The organism is Arthrobacter sp. NPDC093125 (assembly GCF_044754225.1).
In the GTDB taxonomy this organism is placed as follows: Bacteria; Actinomycetota; Actinomycetes; order Actinomycetales; family Micrococcaceae; genus Arthrobacter.
In genome coordinates, this window is sequence record NZ_JBIVOQ010000003.1 from 139,186 (window position 1) to 155,541 (window position 16,356).

At 66.1% G+C, this 16,356-nt stretch carries 12 protein-coding genes; 4 read left to right on the top strand and 8 right to left on the bottom strand.

What is annotated here, in order from left to right; all coding sequences use genetic code 11:
* Window positions 1–101: 101 nt before the first annotated feature.
* Entirely contained in the window at window positions 102–2,216 is a 2,115-nt protein-coding gene (pta, locus tag ACIP9X_RS07915) for a phosphate acetyltransferase (protein ID WP_400479171.1), read from the top strand.
* Between the two features lie 8 nt (window positions 2,217–2,224).
* Window positions 2,225–3,382: an acetate kinase gene (locus ACIP9X_RS07920; protein WP_400479172.1), complete on the top strand. Its 1,158-nt coding sequence runs from the start codon at window positions 2,225–2,227 to the stop codon at window positions 3,380–3,382.
* A 74-nt stretch (window positions 3,383–3,456) separates the two neighbouring features.
* On the opposite strand, the gene ACIP9X_RS07925 is transcribed toward ACIP9X_RS07920, so the two are convergent.
* The 3 genes from ACIP9X_RS07925 to ACIP9X_RS07935 are packed head-to-tail and all read right to left on the bottom strand — an operon-like array spanning window position 3,457 to window position 6,452.
* Window positions 3,457–4,992 carry a putative bifunctional diguanylate cyclase/phosphodiesterase gene (locus ACIP9X_RS07925; protein WP_400479492.1) on the bottom strand — a complete coding sequence of 512 codons (1,536 nt, stop codon included), beginning with the start codon at window positions 4,990–4,992 and terminating at the stop codon, window positions 3,457–3,459.
* An 8-nt stretch (window positions 4,993–5,000) separates the two neighbouring features.
* Window positions 5,001–5,426 carry a hypothetical protein gene (locus ACIP9X_RS07930; protein WP_400479173.1) on the bottom strand — a complete coding sequence of 142 codons (426 nt, stop codon included), beginning with the start codon at window positions 5,424–5,426 and terminating at the stop codon, window positions 5,001–5,003.
* Window positions 5,427–6,452, bottom strand: a complete 1,026-nt coding sequence (locus tag ACIP9X_RS07935; protein WP_400479174.1) for a hypothetical protein — start codon at window positions 6,450–6,452, stop codon at window positions 5,427–5,429.
* Window positions 6,453–6,685: 233 nt separating this feature from the next.
* Here ACIP9X_RS07935 and ACIP9X_RS07940 point away from each other — a divergent pair, with 233 nt between their 5' ends.
* Window positions 6,686–6,844 carry a hypothetical protein gene (locus ACIP9X_RS07940; protein WP_400479175.1) on the top strand — a complete coding sequence of 53 codons (159 nt, stop codon included), beginning with the start codon at window positions 6,686–6,688 and terminating at the stop codon, window positions 6,842–6,844.
* Window positions 6,845–6,991: 147 nt separating this feature from the next.
* Here ACIP9X_RS07940 and ACIP9X_RS07945 read toward each other — a convergent pair whose 3' ends face one another.
* Window positions 6,992–8,698 (bottom strand): ATP-binding protein, encoded by a 1,707-nt coding sequence (locus ACIP9X_RS07945; RefSeq protein ID WP_400479176.1) that lies wholly within the window; start codon window positions 8,696–8,698, stop codon window positions 6,992–6,994.
* A 130-nt stretch (window positions 8,699–8,828) separates the two neighbouring features.
* Between ACIP9X_RS07945 and ACIP9X_RS07950 the strand changes: the two genes are divergently transcribed.
* The gene (locus ACIP9X_RS07950; protein ID WP_400479177.1) at window positions 8,829–9,224 is read left to right on the top strand and encodes an STAS/SEC14 domain-containing protein; all 396 of its coding nucleotides are present in this window, start codon (window positions 8,829–8,831) and stop codon (window positions 9,222–9,224) included.
* Window positions 9,225–9,266: 42 nt separating this feature from the next.
* Here ACIP9X_RS07950 and ACIP9X_RS07955 read toward each other — a convergent pair whose 3' ends face one another.
* The 4 genes from ACIP9X_RS07955 to ACIP9X_RS07970 all read right to left on the bottom strand — a co-directional run bounded on the left by ACIP9X_RS07955 (window position 9,267) and on the right by ACIP9X_RS07970 (window position 16,197).
* Window positions 9,267–10,070, bottom strand: a complete 804-nt coding sequence (locus tag ACIP9X_RS07955) for a class I SAM-dependent methyltransferase (RefSeq protein WP_400479178.1) — start codon at window positions 10,068–10,070, stop codon at window positions 9,267–9,269.
* Window positions 10,071–10,305: 235 nt separating this feature from the next.
* Complete coding sequence (locus ACIP9X_RS07960) at window positions 10,306–12,834, bottom strand: hypothetical protein (RefSeq protein ID WP_400479179.1); 2,529 nt, start codon at window positions 12,832–12,834, stop codon at window positions 10,306–10,308.
* 7 nt (window positions 12,835–12,841) lie between these two features.
* On the bottom strand, window positions 12,842–13,633 hold the full coding sequence (locus ACIP9X_RS07965; protein ID WP_400479180.1) for a peptidoglycan-binding protein: 792 nt from the start codon (window positions 13,631–13,633) through the stop codon (window positions 12,842–12,844).
* 323 nt (window positions 13,634–13,956) lie between these two features.
* Window positions 13,957–16,197 (bottom strand): S9 family peptidase, encoded by a 2,241-nt coding sequence (locus ACIP9X_RS07970; RefSeq protein ID WP_400479181.1) that lies wholly within the window; start codon window positions 16,195–16,197, stop codon window positions 13,957–13,959.
* Between the last annotated feature and the right edge of the window lie 159 nt (window positions 16,198–16,356).

Genomic DNA, 16,356 nt, shown 5'->3' on the forward strand with positions numbered 1-16,356 from the left:
GGGGCGGCGGGGTTCCGCTGCTTAGGCGGGATGTCCGTGGGTACGTTTCACGGAACACGTCCGGCGCAGGACGCAGGACCTTCCAACCAGAGGACTTGATTATGGCCAAAGGGATTTATGTCAGTGCGACCACCCCGGGTTCGGGCAAGTCGCTGATAGCGCTGGGCCTGGCGGACACGCTGCACCGGCACGCGGACCGGCTTGGTTTCTTCAAACCCGTGGTCCATGGCGAAGACGCCGGCGCGGACCCCATGGTGGCGCTGATGCAGTCCCGTTTCGACCTCGACGGCGACCGCTGCCGGGGCGGCCTGACCTTCACCGAGGTGCGGAGCCTGCTGGCGGAGGGCCGACGCGAGGAGATCGACGGCCGCTGCGTGGAGATCTTCGCGGAGATGTCCCGGTACTGTGACGTGATCATCGTGGAGGGCACGGATCTCACCGGCCATGATGCCGCCGTCGAATTCGATCTGAATGCCCGGCTCGCCAACAACCTCGCCGCCCCGGTGGTGGCGGTGGTGGGCGCGAAGGGGCGCACGGCCGCGGAAGCCGCGGCCGCCGTCGACGTCGCCCGCAAGGAGCTGGCCGCTGAAAAGTGTTCGCTTTTGGCCATGATGGTGAACCGCGCGGATCCCGCCGATGTGGAGGCCATTGCCGACGCCGTGAAGCCGGGGGCGTCAGGGAGGCCGGTCTACATTTTCCCGGAGCTGGAGGAGATTGCCCGGCCCACCACCGGCGAAGTGGGCACGGCCCTTGGCCTGCGGCAGATCGCCGGCCGCGCGGACATGGAACGCGACGTCCGGGACGTGAAGGTCGCCGCCATGAATGTGGGCAACTTTTTGAACGTGCTCGACGACGGCGCGCTGGTGATCGTGCCGGGTGACCGGGCGGACGTGATGGTGGCCTGCCTGGCGTCGTCGTTCTCGCCGGAGTTCCCGGTGCCGTCCGGGCTGATCCTCACCGGCGGCCTGGCTCCGGATGCCAACATCTACCCCCTGCTCGCGTCCGCCCCGTTCCCGGTGTTCGCCACGGAGGACGACACCTACACCACGGCCCGGCGCGTCTCCGAGGTCCGCAGCGAAATCTGGAGCGGCCACCGCCGGAAGGTGGCATCGGCACTGGGCCTGTGGTCGCGGCAGGTGGACGAGGCCGAGATGCTCGAACGCCTGCACCTGCCCCGGGCCGAGCGCATGACCCCGCTGCGGTTCCTGCACGACCTCATTGAGCGGGCCCGCTCCCAGCGCCGGCACATTGTGCTGCCTGAGGGCAAGGACGTGCGGATTCTGAAGGCGGCCGAGATCCTGCAGCGCCGGGACGTCTGCGACCTGACCCTGCTGGGCCGTGAGGCGGACGTCAGGGAGCTCGCGGCCAGCCGGGGCATCGATCTGGCCGGCATCAACATCGTGGACCCTGCCAGCTCCGAGCTGCGCCAGGACTTCGCGGCGAGGTATGCCGAGCTGCGGGCGCACAAGGGCGTGGACCTGCCCCGGGCGCTGGAGGTCATGCAGGACGAAAGCTACTTCGGCACCATGATGGTCCAGCTGGGAGTGGTGGACGGCATGGTGTCCGGCGCGGCGCACACCACCGCGCACACGATCCGTCCTGCCCTGGAGTTCGTGAAAACCCGGGAGGGCGTGAAGATCGTGTCCTCGGTGTTCCTGATGCTCATGCCGGACCGGGTGCTGGTCTACGGCGACTGTGCCGTAAACCCGGACCCCAACGCCGAACAGCTCGCCGACATTGCCCTGGCCTCGGCTGAGACGTCCGGCCAGTTCGGCGTCGAACCGCGCGTGGCCATGCTGTCCTACTCCACCGGCGGCTCCGGCTCCGGCGAGGCGGTGGAGAAAGTCCGGCAGGCCACCGAGCTGGTCAGGGAGCTTCGCCCGGATCTCGCCGTCGAAGGCCCCATCCAGTACGACGCCGCCGTGGACGCCTCCATCGCCGAGTCCAAGATGCCGGGTTCATCCGTCGCCGGGCAGGCAACCGTGTTCATCTTTCCGGACCTCAACACCGGCAACAACACGTACAAGGCGGTGCAGCAGAGTTCCGGTGCTGTCGCCGTTGGGCCCGTCCTGCAGGGGCTGCGGAAGCCGGTCAACGACCTCTCCCGCGGCTGCACCGTTGAGGACATCGTCAACACTGTGGCCATCACGGCGATCCAGGCCCAGACCTCAGAACCTGCAGCAGCATCCGTCCCGTCCGCAGAAGCCAAGGCTTAGGAGGCCTCATGCTCGTGCTCGTCATCAACTCCGGCTCGTCCTCGCTCAAGTACCAGGTCCGTGACGTCGCCGCGGGCAGTATCCTCACCGAAGGGCTGATCGAGCGGATCGGCATGTCCAACGGCGGCCAGGGCGACGGCGAAGTGGTGGGCCCGGCAGACCACGCCGAGGCACTTGAGCAGGTGGACGCAGCCATCCATGAGGTGCTCGGCGACCGGCAGCTGGACGCCGTGGGACACCGCGTGGTGCACGGCGGGGAGCGGTTCGGCGAACCCGTGCTCATTGACAACGAGATCACCCGCGCCATTGAGCGGCTCAACCCGCTGGCGCCGCTGCACAACCCGGCCAACGTGCTCGGCATCCGCGCCATCACGAAGAAGTGGCCGGACATGCCGCAGGTGGCCGTGTTCGACACCGCCTTCCACCGCAGCCTGCCCGAGCACGCCTGGCGCTACGCGGTGCCGGACGAGCTCTACACAAACCACGGGATCCGCCGCTACGGCTTCCACGGCACCTCGCACGAATACGTGACGCACCAGGCTGCCGCGCTTCTGCATGTCCCGCTGGAGGAGTTCGACGGCGTGATCGCCCACCTGGGGAACGGCGCCTCTGTCACCGCGATCCGGGGCGGCAGGTCCGTTGACACGTCCATGGGTTTCACACCGCTGGAGGGGCTCGTCATGGGCACCCGCTCCGGCGACCTTGACCCGTCCATCCTCGTGTTCCTGGCCCGCACGGGTTGGAACGCCGAGGACCTCGACTCCATGCTCAACCGCGAATCGGGGCTCAAAGGGCTGGCCGGCAACAATGACATGCGCTCCGTGGTGGAGGCTTCCGAAGCCGGTGATGCCCGCGCGGCCGCGGCGCTGGCGGTCACGTCCTACCGGCTGGCCAAGTACATCGGTGGCTACCACGTGGCCGTCGGCGGCGCGAAGGCACTGGTGTTCACGGCCGGCATCGGCGAGAACTCGCACCAGTTCCGCGCGCTCGTGGGGGAGCGGCTGGGTGCGCTCGGCATTGAGCTCGACGCCGGGTTGAACAGTGAGCGATCCAGGGAACCCCGCGTGATTTCCACCGCGGCCTCGCAGATCCCCGTGCTGGTGGTGCCCACGGACGAGGAACGCGCGATCGCCGAAGCCACTGCTGCGGTCGTCGGAGCCCACTGATCGAATGTGCCGTGCGCGGACCCGCCGCCCGGCTCAACCAGCGGCGGCGTGGCGCCGCTGCCGCTGCGGCGGGCTTAGGCCGGCCAGATGTCCTGGTCGGCCAGGCGTTTCGTGAACTCGGCCTCGGGGAGGGGGCGGCTGAAGTAATAGCCCTGGCCGCTGATGCACCCGGTGTTGCGGAGGTGCTCGGCCTGTTCTGCGTTTTCCACGCCTTCCCACACGGCTTCGAGTCCGCAAGCCCGGATGAGCTGGAGGATGGCGGCGATCAGGGCCGGCTGGGCGGGGTCGCTGCCGAGGGTGGTCAGGAGCGTCCGGTCCACTTTCACGCGGTCCACGGGCAGCCGCCGCAGGTAGCTGATGGATGAATACCCTGTGCCGAAGTCATCGATCTCCAGCCCGACGCCGAGTCTGCGGAGGCTGGCCAGCGTGTAGCGGTCGAGCTCATTGCCCTGGATGATGGCGCTCTCAGTCAGCTCCAGGACAAGCAGGGCGGGCTCGAGGCCGCTTCCGGCGAGGGTATCGCGGACGTCCTCGATGAACTCCAGACGCTGCAGGTCGGCCGCCGAAATGTTGATCCGCATGGAGAAGTCATGCCTGCTGGTTTCGGGGTCGGTCCGCCAGCGGCGCAGCTGGTCCACGGCGGTCTTGAGCACCCAGTTGCCCAGCGCGGAGATGAGGCCGGTTTCCTCAGCGATGGGGATGAACTCGTCGGGCATGATGAGGCCGCGGGTGGGATGCTGCCAGCGCACCAGGGCTTCCACGCCCTCCACCCGTCCCGTCGCCAGCTCGATGACCGGCTGGTAGAAGAGCACCAGCTGGTTGCCGGAGATGGCCTCGCGAAGTTGCCCCACGAGCTGGTTGCGGAGCTGCCGGGCGTGCAGCATGGCCGGTTCGAAGACCCGTAGTTTGTTGCGTCCGTCGGCCTTCGAGGCATACATCGCGATGTCGGCCTGCATGAGCAGGTCCTCCGACGTTTCACCCCGCTCTGCCAGGCGCAGGCCAAGGCTGGCTCCGGTCCTGATGTTCTTGCCGTCCACCTGGATGGTTCCGTTGAGGGACTCAAGGACGCGGTTTGCCACAAGGGTGGCCTGGGCAAGGGTGCTTCCGGGCAGCAGGATGGCAAATTCGTCGCCGCCCAGCCGGGCCACCATGTCTTCAGCACGCACGCAGGCCCGGATCCGCTGGCCAACGCCGGTCAGCACCTGGTCGCCGACCGAGTGGCCCATGGTGTCGTTGATGCTCTTGAAGGCGTCAAGGTCCAGCAGCAGCAGCGCCGGCGGCAGCCCTCCGTCGGCCGCTTGTGTCTGGGCGTCATTGACGGCGGTGACCAGCGCCGAACGGTTGTAGAGGCCGGTCAGGGGATCGGTGAGGGCCATCCGCTGCAGTTCCTGGTGCGCGGCGTTAAGCATCCTGGTGCGTGACTCCACGCGCTGCTCCAGTTCCTGGTAGATGATCTGGAGGTCCTCGGCGAGCAAATTGGTGCCCATGATCACGGCGTCCAGCTCGTCCCTGGCTTCCGAGATTTCGATCCGCGAATGGAGTTCCCCGGAGGCGAGGCGGACGATGCCGTCCAGGAGTTGCGCCAGCCGGGGATCGTTGTTGCTGAACATCCCCGTCACTAAGCCCTGTCCAGGCTGGCCAACCATTTCAGCGCCTCATGTTCCGAGGTGAAATACCGGGCCGGGGCGGAGCCGGGGTCCGCGATCAACAGGATTTGCCCGAGCAGACGGTCCACGGGGGTTTCGCCGATGATCGCCCACGAAGACACGGGGGCAATGGAGGCAAAGGCAATTCGCGCGGTGCGGCTTACGGATGCGATACCGGTCAGTTGAAGTACGACCGCGACCTTCCGGCCGCCGGCCAGCGCACCGAGCTGCTCGCGCAACTGGGCCACCGTGCCCTCGTTCAGGTCGGTGCCTTGCGCCAGCACGGCCCTGACGATCAGGTTCGGCAACACAGTACAGGCGACACCCTGGCCACCCTGATGGTGCGGTGCGGCATGCGTCCTCGAAAGCCCGCCGCAAACCGTCGTTGCTTCTGACACTTATCCCCCCTGAAGGAACCGCTGCTGCTGCTGGACGGAGTCGAGGTATTCACGCACCGTGGTGCTTCGCTCCGTTGCTGCAGCCGTATCGAACAGCGTAGCCGCCTCTTCGAGAATCTGCAGTGATTCGGCATCATTTCCTTGCTCCATCATCGCCTTGCCCAGAATGAAGGAGGCTTCTGCCGCCGTCTGGCTGGCGAGGACATCGAACCTGCTGCGGAGCGGAGCCAGGATGCTGACCGCCGAGTCCAGGTCCCCGGTCAGGTAGTACCAGTGGCCGCGGACCAAAGCCATCTCCAGCAGGTCACGCTCGCTGCCTCCCACCACCTCCGTTGCGAGCTCGGCGCGTTCAATGCAGCGCAGTGTGGCCCCGTCACTCAGTTGGGCCCTGAGACGCATGTCCGCGGAGCCACGGTTGAAGCGCGCCCACAGGTCCACGTCGCGGGAGGGCGAGAGCTTTTCTGCCGCCAAATCGTGGTACTTGCTTCCTTCCTTGACGCGGTGCGTCAAGAAGGCCACGTTGCCGATCACCCAGTAAGCCTTGCCCGCGGTGTCCTCATCAACGGCGTCCGTCAGCAGCGACTGCAGCACGAGGCACTCGGTCCACGCCGCCTGCAGCCGGCCGCTCTCTGCGAGGGCAGCGATGAGGGCCTGTTCCGCCTGGATGTGCAGGTACACGTTCTCAAAGTCGCCGGCCACCAGGTTTGTGGCAGTGGATGCGGCATCGACAGCCTCGGAAAGCCGGCCCAACCCCTGGAGAGAAACCGCCAGCAGGATGTAGGCCCTCGCGCCAAGATCAGGGGCAGAAGCGGAGACAGCATGTGTAGAAAGCTTGGCCGCCAGCTCCCGGCACTCTTGGATGGAGCCTTGGTCCCGCAGGCACTCAGCCTGCAGCAACACCATCTTCCACCACCGGTATTCGTCGCCCTCCTCGATGGCAAGTGCTGCGGCGTGCCCGGCCTGTGTGTAACCGGCGCTGTAGTCCCGCCGTTTCCAGCTTTCGCGGGCCTCCAACTCTGCAATCATGAACGGCGACAAGTTTCGAGACATCGGCATGCTGATAATTATCCACGGAGAGCCCGAAACGCTGTGCGACCTCGGGTTAAACAACGGTTGTTACGCCATAACTCTTTCATAAAACCTTTGGATTTATTCTACTCGGTGATCCCTATAAAAACCTTGCAAAATCTTGAGGAAAGGGTCGTATACTGACGCCCGTAAGCCCCTATGAACGTGACTAAAACGAAAGGATCAGCGGAATGAAGAAATTTGCCGCAACACTCTTAATGACCGGCATCCTGGCGGTTGCAGGCTTCGCTGCTCCTGCCAACGCCGCACCCAAGAGCGGGGACACCACCACTTCCTCGTCTTCGAAGTCGACCACCAACTACTCCTATATCGGTTCGTGGCCAAACTAATCGGCAACTAGCCAACGCAATAAACTGCCCCGGACCGCTTGGTTTGGGGCAGTTTTTGTTGTGCTCCAGCCTCTTGCTGCGTGTTGGCGGTGCGTCCCACCGCACGGCATCCGGCGCGTCAGGGGCGGGCACCTTCATCACTGCGTGCTAATCCTGGGGCCCCGCGACCGGCAGGTAAACAGATACCGTGGTTCCGGCCCCGAGCGATGATTTCATCTCAAGCGAGCCATTGTGGCGCTGCACAATATCATGCGCTATTGCCAAACCGAGGCCGCTGCCTGGCACCGCCGCTGAGGACGCGTTGGAGGCCCGATAGAAACGGGAAAATACCTGGGAAATTTCCTGCTCGGGAATTCCGACGCCGGTGTCCGCAACCCTGACCACGGCTGTCTGGTTTGCCTCCGCAGCAGGATCAAGCATGACCCTGATACTGATCCGGCCGCCGTCGGGCGTGAATTTAATGGCATTTGCCACGATGTTGGTGAAGACCTGTTCGAGCTGTGTTTCGTCCGCCCGGATCTTCACGTCTTCGTGGGCATCCGCGCCGGTGATGACGACGTTCCTCGCTTCAGCCAGCGGGCGGAGCGCGGCAACCACAATCCGCAGGACCTGGCCCAGCTCCACCTGTTTGAGGTGGAGGCGGCCGGAACCGTCCTGCTGGGAAACGGTCAGCAGGTCCTCAATGAGACGCCGCAGCCTTTCAGAGTTCCGCGAAATGACTTCCATCATCGACTCGATGCCTGGCGGTACCGGGCCGCCGGCGCCGTCGCGGATCATGTCGAGGTAGGCAGTGATGGACGTCAGCGGGGTGCGGAGCTCGTGGTTGACGGTGGCCAGGAAGTCAGTCTTGGCCTTATCCAGTTCGCGGAGCTGCTGCAGCACCTGGATCTGCGCGCTGATGAGGTGGCCCTGGATCAGGCTGTGGGCCAGGTTCCCTGCAACGTGCTGAATGAGGGCGATTTCAGCGCGGGTCCATTCACGCGGAGCGTCCAGCTGGGCGATCCAGATGATGCCGAGCGCGGACTCGTTGTCGCCCACGGGCACAACCACGGACGCGCACCCGCCAGTCAGTTGCAGCCAGTCCGGCAGCCCTTCCGTGAGGGGTGAGACAGGTTGCGCCTGGTGGTCTGCCACGGCCAGCACCTCGGCTTCGGACCAGAGGCACTTGGCCAGATCCCTGGCGGCGTCCTCGTACGAACCCAGCGAGTCCGGAAGCTGTGACAGGCCCGGCCTGCACCACTGCGACGTGATTCGGGGGACCCGAGGATCCTGGAAGGTGGTAAACCAAACGTGGTCGGTTCCCAGCGCCTCACCAAACCCACGCACCAGGTGGCCGGCCATCTGTTGCGGGCTGTTCGTTCCGCGGATGGCAGCAGAGACACTGCGCAGGCTTTCGCGCAGGGACTCGGCCTCGGCGCGGATCCGGCGGCGCTCCTGGGATCGTGCAATCAGGGTATTTACCCGGTGGACCAGTTCCTGTGCGCAGGCACTTCTCGAGACATAGTCAGCAGCGCCCCAAGGCTCAAGCCGGGACAGGTCAAAGTCGTCCGTGAGGTCTACCAGGAGCAGTACCGGGGTGCCCTCCCCGGTGAAACCCTCGGCCAGGCGGGTGTCCAAAAGCACGACGGCGGGATCGTTCCGTGCGAGTTCAAGGGCGAGAGCGTCGGCGTCGGGGGCTGAGTGGACGGTAAATCCGGCAGCGGTGAGGGCGCCTCCTGTCGCGGTAAGAAGATCCGCGTCAGGAATTGCAACCACGGCTGCCCGCGGCACGGAAAGAGTTTCCGCCGGTGCCTGTACCACATTGCCCCCTGTTTTGAGCGTCGCCAGTGCGGCCACCCCTGTTTTCCGACTCACAATATCAGCCCCTTGGGGGTGTTCAGCCGGACAGGTCGGTCCTGCAGGCCCCGGACGCGCGTGCGTTGGACAAGCCCGCAGGGAGCGGTAGCTTGATACTTGTCTGATTAGACACGGGGAGGTCTCAAGAATGAATGCCGATGCAGACGGCCAAGATGCGCTGTTTAACCTGGTCCTGGATGACGGGGGCATACTCCGGCTGATCTGGGCACGGGGTGCCAGCATCACGGAAGCCGATGCGGAAGCCGCGATGGCAAAAGTCAATGCCTTGTCCGGGACAAGCCGTCATCCGATGCTCGTGGATATGGCCACGACCGCCGACGTGAGCCGCGGGGCACGAGCCGTCTTCGGCCGCCCGTGCCAGGCTTCCCGGATTGCACTGCTGGGTTCCTCACCCGTGGACAGGGTGCTCGCCAACTTCTTTCTCGGCATCCACAAGGTTCCGTGCCCCACGAAGTTTTTCACCTCCGAGCCCGACGCCCTCGCCTGGCTCAGCGTGGCCCCGACCCCGTCGAGTGCTCCGTAACTGCCCTCATGAGCGTCCCTTAGAGGCCTGCCGGAGCAGCAGTCAGCGAGCTTGGAGTACCGAGAAATACCCCGGGATCCGTTCCGGTTCCGCGGAGGTCAGCGGGTGGGCTTCGATGACGGCGGGCCCGTCCTCCACCAGGTCCCAACGGGATTCGGGAAAGGCACGCAGGCGCTGGACGGGCCCGAAGCGGCCTGGCATGGGAAGGGCCCGGATGGCGTGGGCGAGGGGCCCGGGTATGAAGCTCCTGGTGGCCCCAAGGTGGCAGACGTACTCGACGGCGTTCCCCCGGAAGTCCGTTTCGGCCAGGAAGACGCGGCCCCTTTTGCCCACCAGAGGGAGCAGCTGTTCGGCCAGGGCGGCCCGGGACGCGGGCCTGAGGACATGGAGGACGCCGCGGATGAAGATGTTGGCCTCACCCGCCATGCCCGCCGCGGCCAAGGCAGTCTGCACGGCCTGGGCTGCTCCCGGCGCCGACATGTCAACTGTTGCGAAGGAGATTCCTTCCAGTCCCTCCGATTCCGAGCGGGCCAAGGCTATGGCTTGGGCTGACACGTCCACGCCGAGGACGTGGGGAAAGTGGGCCGCCAGCCTTCGGCTGAACGAGCCGCTGCCGCAGCCGACGTCCACCACAGGAAGCTCCGGATCCAGCTGCCGCTTCAGGTGTTCCAGATAGCCGAGCATCTCGTGGTCGTCGCCGGAGTCCCAGAGCACGTCGCCGGGTTCGCCCGTGCTGCGGATGTCTCCCCAGTACTGGTCCCAGGCCGCGTGCGGGTCCCGCGGCGCGCTGGAGGACAGCCGCATCAGCCTGGGAACGAGCAGGTATTTCTTCCACGATGAGAGCATCGACAACCTCAGCCCCGACAATGCGAGCATCGACAATGAGAGCCCCGACAACGTAAGCCCCGACAACCTAAGCACCGTCCAAATATAGGGTGCGGAGGCCAGGCCGGGTTGCCCATTCGCCGATAATGGCCGCTTGGCGCGTCTGCAAGCGGCCGTTTATGACAAACGGGCAAGGTGGGAGCGGCGCTCCGCGGCCAACATTCCGCACTGGTTCGAGGGCTGATGGCACGAGTGCCTATGGTGCCGGCTCGAGAGCTTCCGGGGCCGGGGCCGGTCCGGCTGGGGTGGGCGCCGGCGTCGGGGGAGGGGCGGGTGACTCGGTCGTTACAGGATCCGCCGGGGCCGGCCCCGCTGGCGCCGGTGCAGGGGCCGTGCCCGCGGGGGCTGTCTCTGCAGGTGCCGTCTCCACTGGTGCAGGCTCTCTTGGCGCCGGTTCAACAGGATCAGTCCCGGCAGGAACCGGCGTGGGATCCGAAGTGGCCGCACCGGACGGAGGTTGCGTCTGCCCGCTTCCGCTTGTGGGCGCCGGGCCCGTGGCCGGAGAAGCACCGGGGTCGCTTCGGATGATGTCCATGATCTGCTGCTTGTACGCCTCGAGCCGCCCCTGGATTTCGGACAGGGGGACTCCCTGGAGCGTGCGGCCGAACTCTGCGATCTCTTCCCACAGCTGCGAGAGCCGGGTCATGCCGTCGGCGCTCAAGGGGCCGTCCAGCGTCAGGACCAGCTGGCTGGCGAGGGCGTAAGTGAGGCACCGGACGCAGTTGTAGTTCGCGGCGGCCGAGAGATTCTCCGGCACGACGATGTCGGCCTGGCCGATGATCAGCACAACCTGGAAGCCGACCGAAACTGCCGCGCAGTCCGAACAGCTGGCGAACGCGTAGGCTTCGTTGGTCGTATCCACCGGCCCGTCCTCGGCCCACACCAGGGCAAAGGCGACGTCGTACGTCACTGACCCGTCTGTGGTGTTCACGGCGAGGGCCTGGTTGCCGTCCTCTTCGGGTGCCGGAGGCTTGTCGAACGGAAAAACCCACGACGGCGCTGCGGCAGTTTCATCGCCGGCCCCGCCTTGGGTGGTTTCCTCGGTGCCAGTCTGGCCTGCTCCGGCGTCGGTGGTCGCCGAAGCCTGCCGCGGCACGAGGACCATGCTGAGCTGCGGCTTGTCGCGCGTGGGCAGTTCCGTGCCCTCGGGCCACAACGCCACTTTCTGACCTCCGCGCCCCTCCTGCAGCGTTGCGCCGGACGTACGTCCCACGGCTACCGGATTGATGGCGGCCGTGGCATCAAACAGTGTGCCCCGTTCGTACGGCTGCACGGGCCGGTAGGTGTCCGGCGACGGCCACCATGCCCAGGCGAGTCCGGCAAGGACCGCGACGACGGCGGCCATCGCGGTGCCGCGGTGCAGCGGCCTGCCGCTGGTCTTCTTCCACAGTCCCACGGCCAGCTGGCGTACCAGGCGGACCAGCATGTAGCCGATGCCCAGCAGCGGAAGGACGACGGCTGCAATCGCCAGGACGCGCACGGCGGCGTCGGCGAAATTGCCGTCTGCGAGGCCGTTGGCGAGCTGGGCCTGCTGCTCCTGGACGCTCGCCCACGCGGTGCCGAGCAGCCGCGGGAGTGCGACCACCATGAGGACCAGGCTGGCCAGGAGGAGCGGAACGGTGACCAGGACCCAGACCGTGATGACCGCTCTGGCCCATGGCTTGAGAACCTGCGCTTCGGGCTCGGGCTTGCGCCAGTTCCACGGCAGCAGACCCAGAAGCGTGGGTTTGATGCGCTGGAACAGGTCCGGAACACCAGTGGCGTCCGCAAGGATGTGGTACCCGTCGAAGCGGAGCAGGGGCAGGAGCTGGCGGACCATCTGCAGGATCTGTGTGACCACCACCAGCAGCAGGGCGTCGTAGCCGCTGGCCCACCAGATGCCCATGATGGCGACGGCGGTAATCGCGTTGAAGTACAGGCCGCCGAGATCTGTGCGCAGCCGGCCGCCGCGTCCCAAGCGGTATGAGTCCGTGACGTCGGTGTAGAAGGCCGGCCAGACGAGGTAAAGGCCTGCTCCCATGGCGCCCGGGGTGGCCCCTCCGCGGCGTGCGGCAGCGGCATGGCCGAACTCGTGGAAGCCCGCGGACAGAATCGTGATGGCAAAGATGAGCAGCAGCAGGCCCGGGTTGGCGAACGCGTCGTGGGTGGCCGACGCCAGTCCCTTGACCATCAGGACCCACCAGCACGAGGCCAGGAAAGCCACCAAAATGGCCGCCACGATCAGCGGATGGAAGAGCGCGGCGAAGGGCGCGGTGAGCTTCCGCGTCCGCTCCGGATCGGTCACGGTGTAACGGAACCGCATGCCGAGCAGGGGATCGGACTTCCGCACTGCAGGCTCGGAGCCGTCGGCCAGCCGGAGCAGCCCCAGCGGCAGCAGCTGGCCCTCGATCAGAGTCCGGACGTTGTCCGCGCTGACGAGCTTCCCGTATCGGGTACTGGCGTATTGCGCGATGTCCGCCTCGTTCCGCTCCCCGTCAACGGCCTCCAGCACGAGGTACAGCAGGCGGGTCAGCTGGATGGTCTGGCCATCGGCGCGGCGGACCAGGAACGGTGCTTCCCGGTAGCCGGAGCCTTTGGCCTCGCCGATCAGCTGGATGCCGTCCGCATGGGCTGGCGCCTGGGCAGGGCGGGTGCCGGTCGCGGCCGCCGTCGTCGCGAGGTCTGCGGAGGCGGACGAGACCGGCGGGCCGTCCGGAAAGGACGGCCCGCCAGATGCGGTACTCATAGAGGATTTACTGTTCCAGGTCGGACTGCTGGTCAGCCGTGGCAGTGGCCGAGCCGTCGATGTTCTGAGTGATGATGGCATCCTGCTGTGCCAGTGCGGTGGCGTTGCTGTCGATGGATGCGATGTTGGCGGCCACCGCGGCGTCGATCGGCGCGGCCACGTTGGCGTTGGCGGCGACAGCCCCGTTGATTGGTGCGGCGATGTCGGCGTCGGCGGCGAGGTCCACGTTGACGTTCAGCAGATCGCCGTCCAGTGCCGCGGCCGGGTCCACGGGGAGCGCGCCGACCTCGGGCAGCGTGCCGTCCGGGAGGGTGCCGTCCGGCAGGGTGCCATCGGGGAGGGTTCCGTCCGGTACTGTCCCGTCAGGGAGCGTGCCATCCGGAAGCAGGGCGGCGTCAGCAGTTTCCGCCGTTGCTGCCTCGGTGCCCGTGGCTGCGGGAGCGCCGCTGTCAGCCGCGCCGTCAGCCGTTCCGCTGCCCTGGGTGATGGTGCTGTCCTGGGTGGACTCGGCGGTGGCGTCGGCTGTGATGCCCTGGTTGATGATGACGCCCTGGTCGGCGAGGGCCTGCGACTCTGAGCCGAGGGACAGGATGTTGGCGGCTGCTGCTGCGTCGATAGGTGCGGCCACGTTGGCATTGGCAGCCACGGCGAGGTCGATGGGCGCTGCCGCGCTGATCCCCAGATCGAGGTCGGCGTTGAGGTCAAGTACGGACGCGACTTCCTTGTCCGGCAGGGCGCTGCCCGCCTGGGCGTTCAGTTCGTCGTCGGAAAGCGGGGTCAATCCCTGTTCATTGCTCACGCTATGCTCCAATTCCGGCACCGGGTCCCCTGCCCCCAGCGGACAAGGGCGCCGAACGAAGTGCCCGTATGCCCGTCAATAGTAAGCAGGATTACTATTTTTCGGAAACCTCGGGCGCCGGAAAAGAGAACTTGCCCCTTAGATCCATACCGACATGCGCGAATCGCCCACCGGCCGCCGCCGTTCTTGGCGCGACTTCATGCCGCTTTGCCAAAAATGGCCGCCTGACGCGGTCCGCAGGCGGCCATTTCTGGCAAACGACGGCCCTCGCAACACACGCCGGCACCCTCATATGAGCCCTAGGACCATATGAATCCGACGACCTATTTGAGCCCGGCGCCGGGGAGGAGCTCCGTGGCTCCGAGGGAATCGGCGATGAACGCGTAGTCCCAGGCCCGTTCGCGCCACTGCACGTACCGTCCGGAGGCGCCGCCGTGGCCGCCGTCCATCTCGATCTTCATAACGATCGGCTCGGACGCGGTGGTTTTGTTGCGCAACTCCTGCACCCACTTGGCCGGTTCGACGTAGAGCACCCTGGTGTCATTGAAGGAGGTCACCGCAGCGATCTTCGGGTACGCGGCCGGCCGGACATTCTCGTACGGCGTGTACGACTTCATGTACTCATAGACCGCAGGGTCCTTGATGGGGTTGCCCCACTCCTCCCACTCGAGCGCGGACAGCGGCAGTTCCGGGTCCAAAATGGTGTTGAGGGCGTCCACGAACGGCACCTCCGCCACGATGGCCGCGTACTTCTCCGGGGCCAGGTTGGCCACGGCGCCCATGAGCAGCCCGCCGGCCGACCCGCCCAGGGCCGCGATCCGGTCCGGCGCCACCCAGCCCGAGGCCGCCAGCCAGTCCGTGGCCGCAATGAAGTCGGTAAAGGTGTTCTTCTTGCTGAGTTTCTTGCCGTTTTCGTACCAGTGCCGGCCCAGCTCGCCTCCGCCGCGGATGTGCGCGATGACAAAGACGATGCCGCGGTCCAGCAGCGAGAGCCTGGCGATGCCGAAGCCCGGATCCATGCTCAATTCGTACGAGCCATAACCGTAGATCAGGCCCGCAGCCGTTGAGTCGCGGGCAACCGCCTTGTGCCGCAGCACCGATAGCGGAATCCGGGTGCCGTCCTCGGCCTCCGCCCACTCGCGGGTAGCCACATAGTCATCGCCGTTGTAGCCGCCAAGCACCGGGCTTTCCTTGCGCAGCAGCAGTTCACCGGAGGGCAGCTCCGCAGTGGGGAGCACGAAGTCGTAGACCCGCGACGGAGTGAAGTAGGACGTGTAGCCGAGCCTGATCACGGGCGCTTCGTAGTCCGAACCACCTACTCCGGCTGTGTAAAGCTCCTCGTCGAACGCAGGTTCCACGGGCGATTCCTGGGCGGGTGTCCCGAGGCCGGCCAGGGAGATCACCTGGACACGCTCGATGGTGTCCTTCCGGACCGAGACCACCATATGGGTGGAGGTGACACCCGCGCCGTTGACCCGGACGTCTTCGGAATGTTCGACGACGGTAGTCCACTGCTGCTCGGCCAGCGGCTTCGAGAGTTCGGACGGTTCCACGAGCGAGACCATCGAGTTGACGGCGTTCCGGTTGTGGGTGATGACGATGCGCTCAGTTTTCTGCCCGGCCGGGCCCTCCAGCAGGAACGGTTCGGCCTCGTAGAGGACGCGTTCATCGCGGGAGATCACGGTGGTGAGGGTGGCAGCGGGATCGTCCAGCCGCAGCAGCCGCGTTTCGCTGTACTCCGAGCAGCCGATTCCCAGCACGAGGTAACGCCTGTCAGACGAAAGCTCGAAGCCCAGCCACATGGCGACGTCGTCCTCCTGGTAAATCACCTCATCGTCGGTGACCGGCGTGCCGAGGACGTGCGCCTTGACCTGGTAGGGGCGCCAGGAGTCATCCACCACCGTGTAGAAGATCCGGGTGCCGTCAGGGGAGAAGGAGACCCCGTAAAAGATATTCTCGATGACATCCGGCAGCAGCTCGCCGGTGCGGAGGTCCTTGATGCGCAGCGTGAAACGCTCGTCGCCGGAGTTGTCCACGGCGTAGGCGTACAGATTTCCGTCCACGGTCACTGCGGAGCCACCCACGGAGAAGAAGGGCTTGCCCTCGGCCTCCACGTTGCAGTCCAGCAGCACTTCCTCGCCCGGAATCTCGACGCCGGGCACCACCGCCGGGGGAGTCCAGTCCGCCACCCGGTCACCGCTGTTCTGGGCGCGGACGCGGCACTGGATGCCGTACTCCTTGCCTTCCACCGAGCGGCTGAAGTACCACCAGTCGTCTTTGCGGTTGGGGACGGACAGGTCAGTCTCCTGGGTGCGACCCTTGATCTCCTGGAAGACCGCCTCCCGCAGCGGCTCCTGATGGGCCGTGACTGCTTCCTGGTAGGCGTTCTCAGCCTTCAGGTGCGCCACCACCTCCTCGGAGTCCTTCTCCCGGAGCCATTCATAGTTGTCCACGAACGTGTCACCGTGGTGGGTGCGTTCAGTAGGCACCTTCTTGGCGACCGGAGGCGCAGGGGAGGCAGCGGCGGGGGTTTCTGCGGAATGCTGCAGCGGAGTCTGGGTCATTCCCTCAATATATAGAGCGCCACCGACAATTAGGCGGCCGTTCGCTACCGGGGGAGAAGGCCCCTCACGGCCATGGGACACGCGGGCCGCACGTGACATGTGGGAGGCGAGAGACTCGCGTGAGTACCCCTGTCCCAGCCCCGGCCTCCGGCGTAAGCT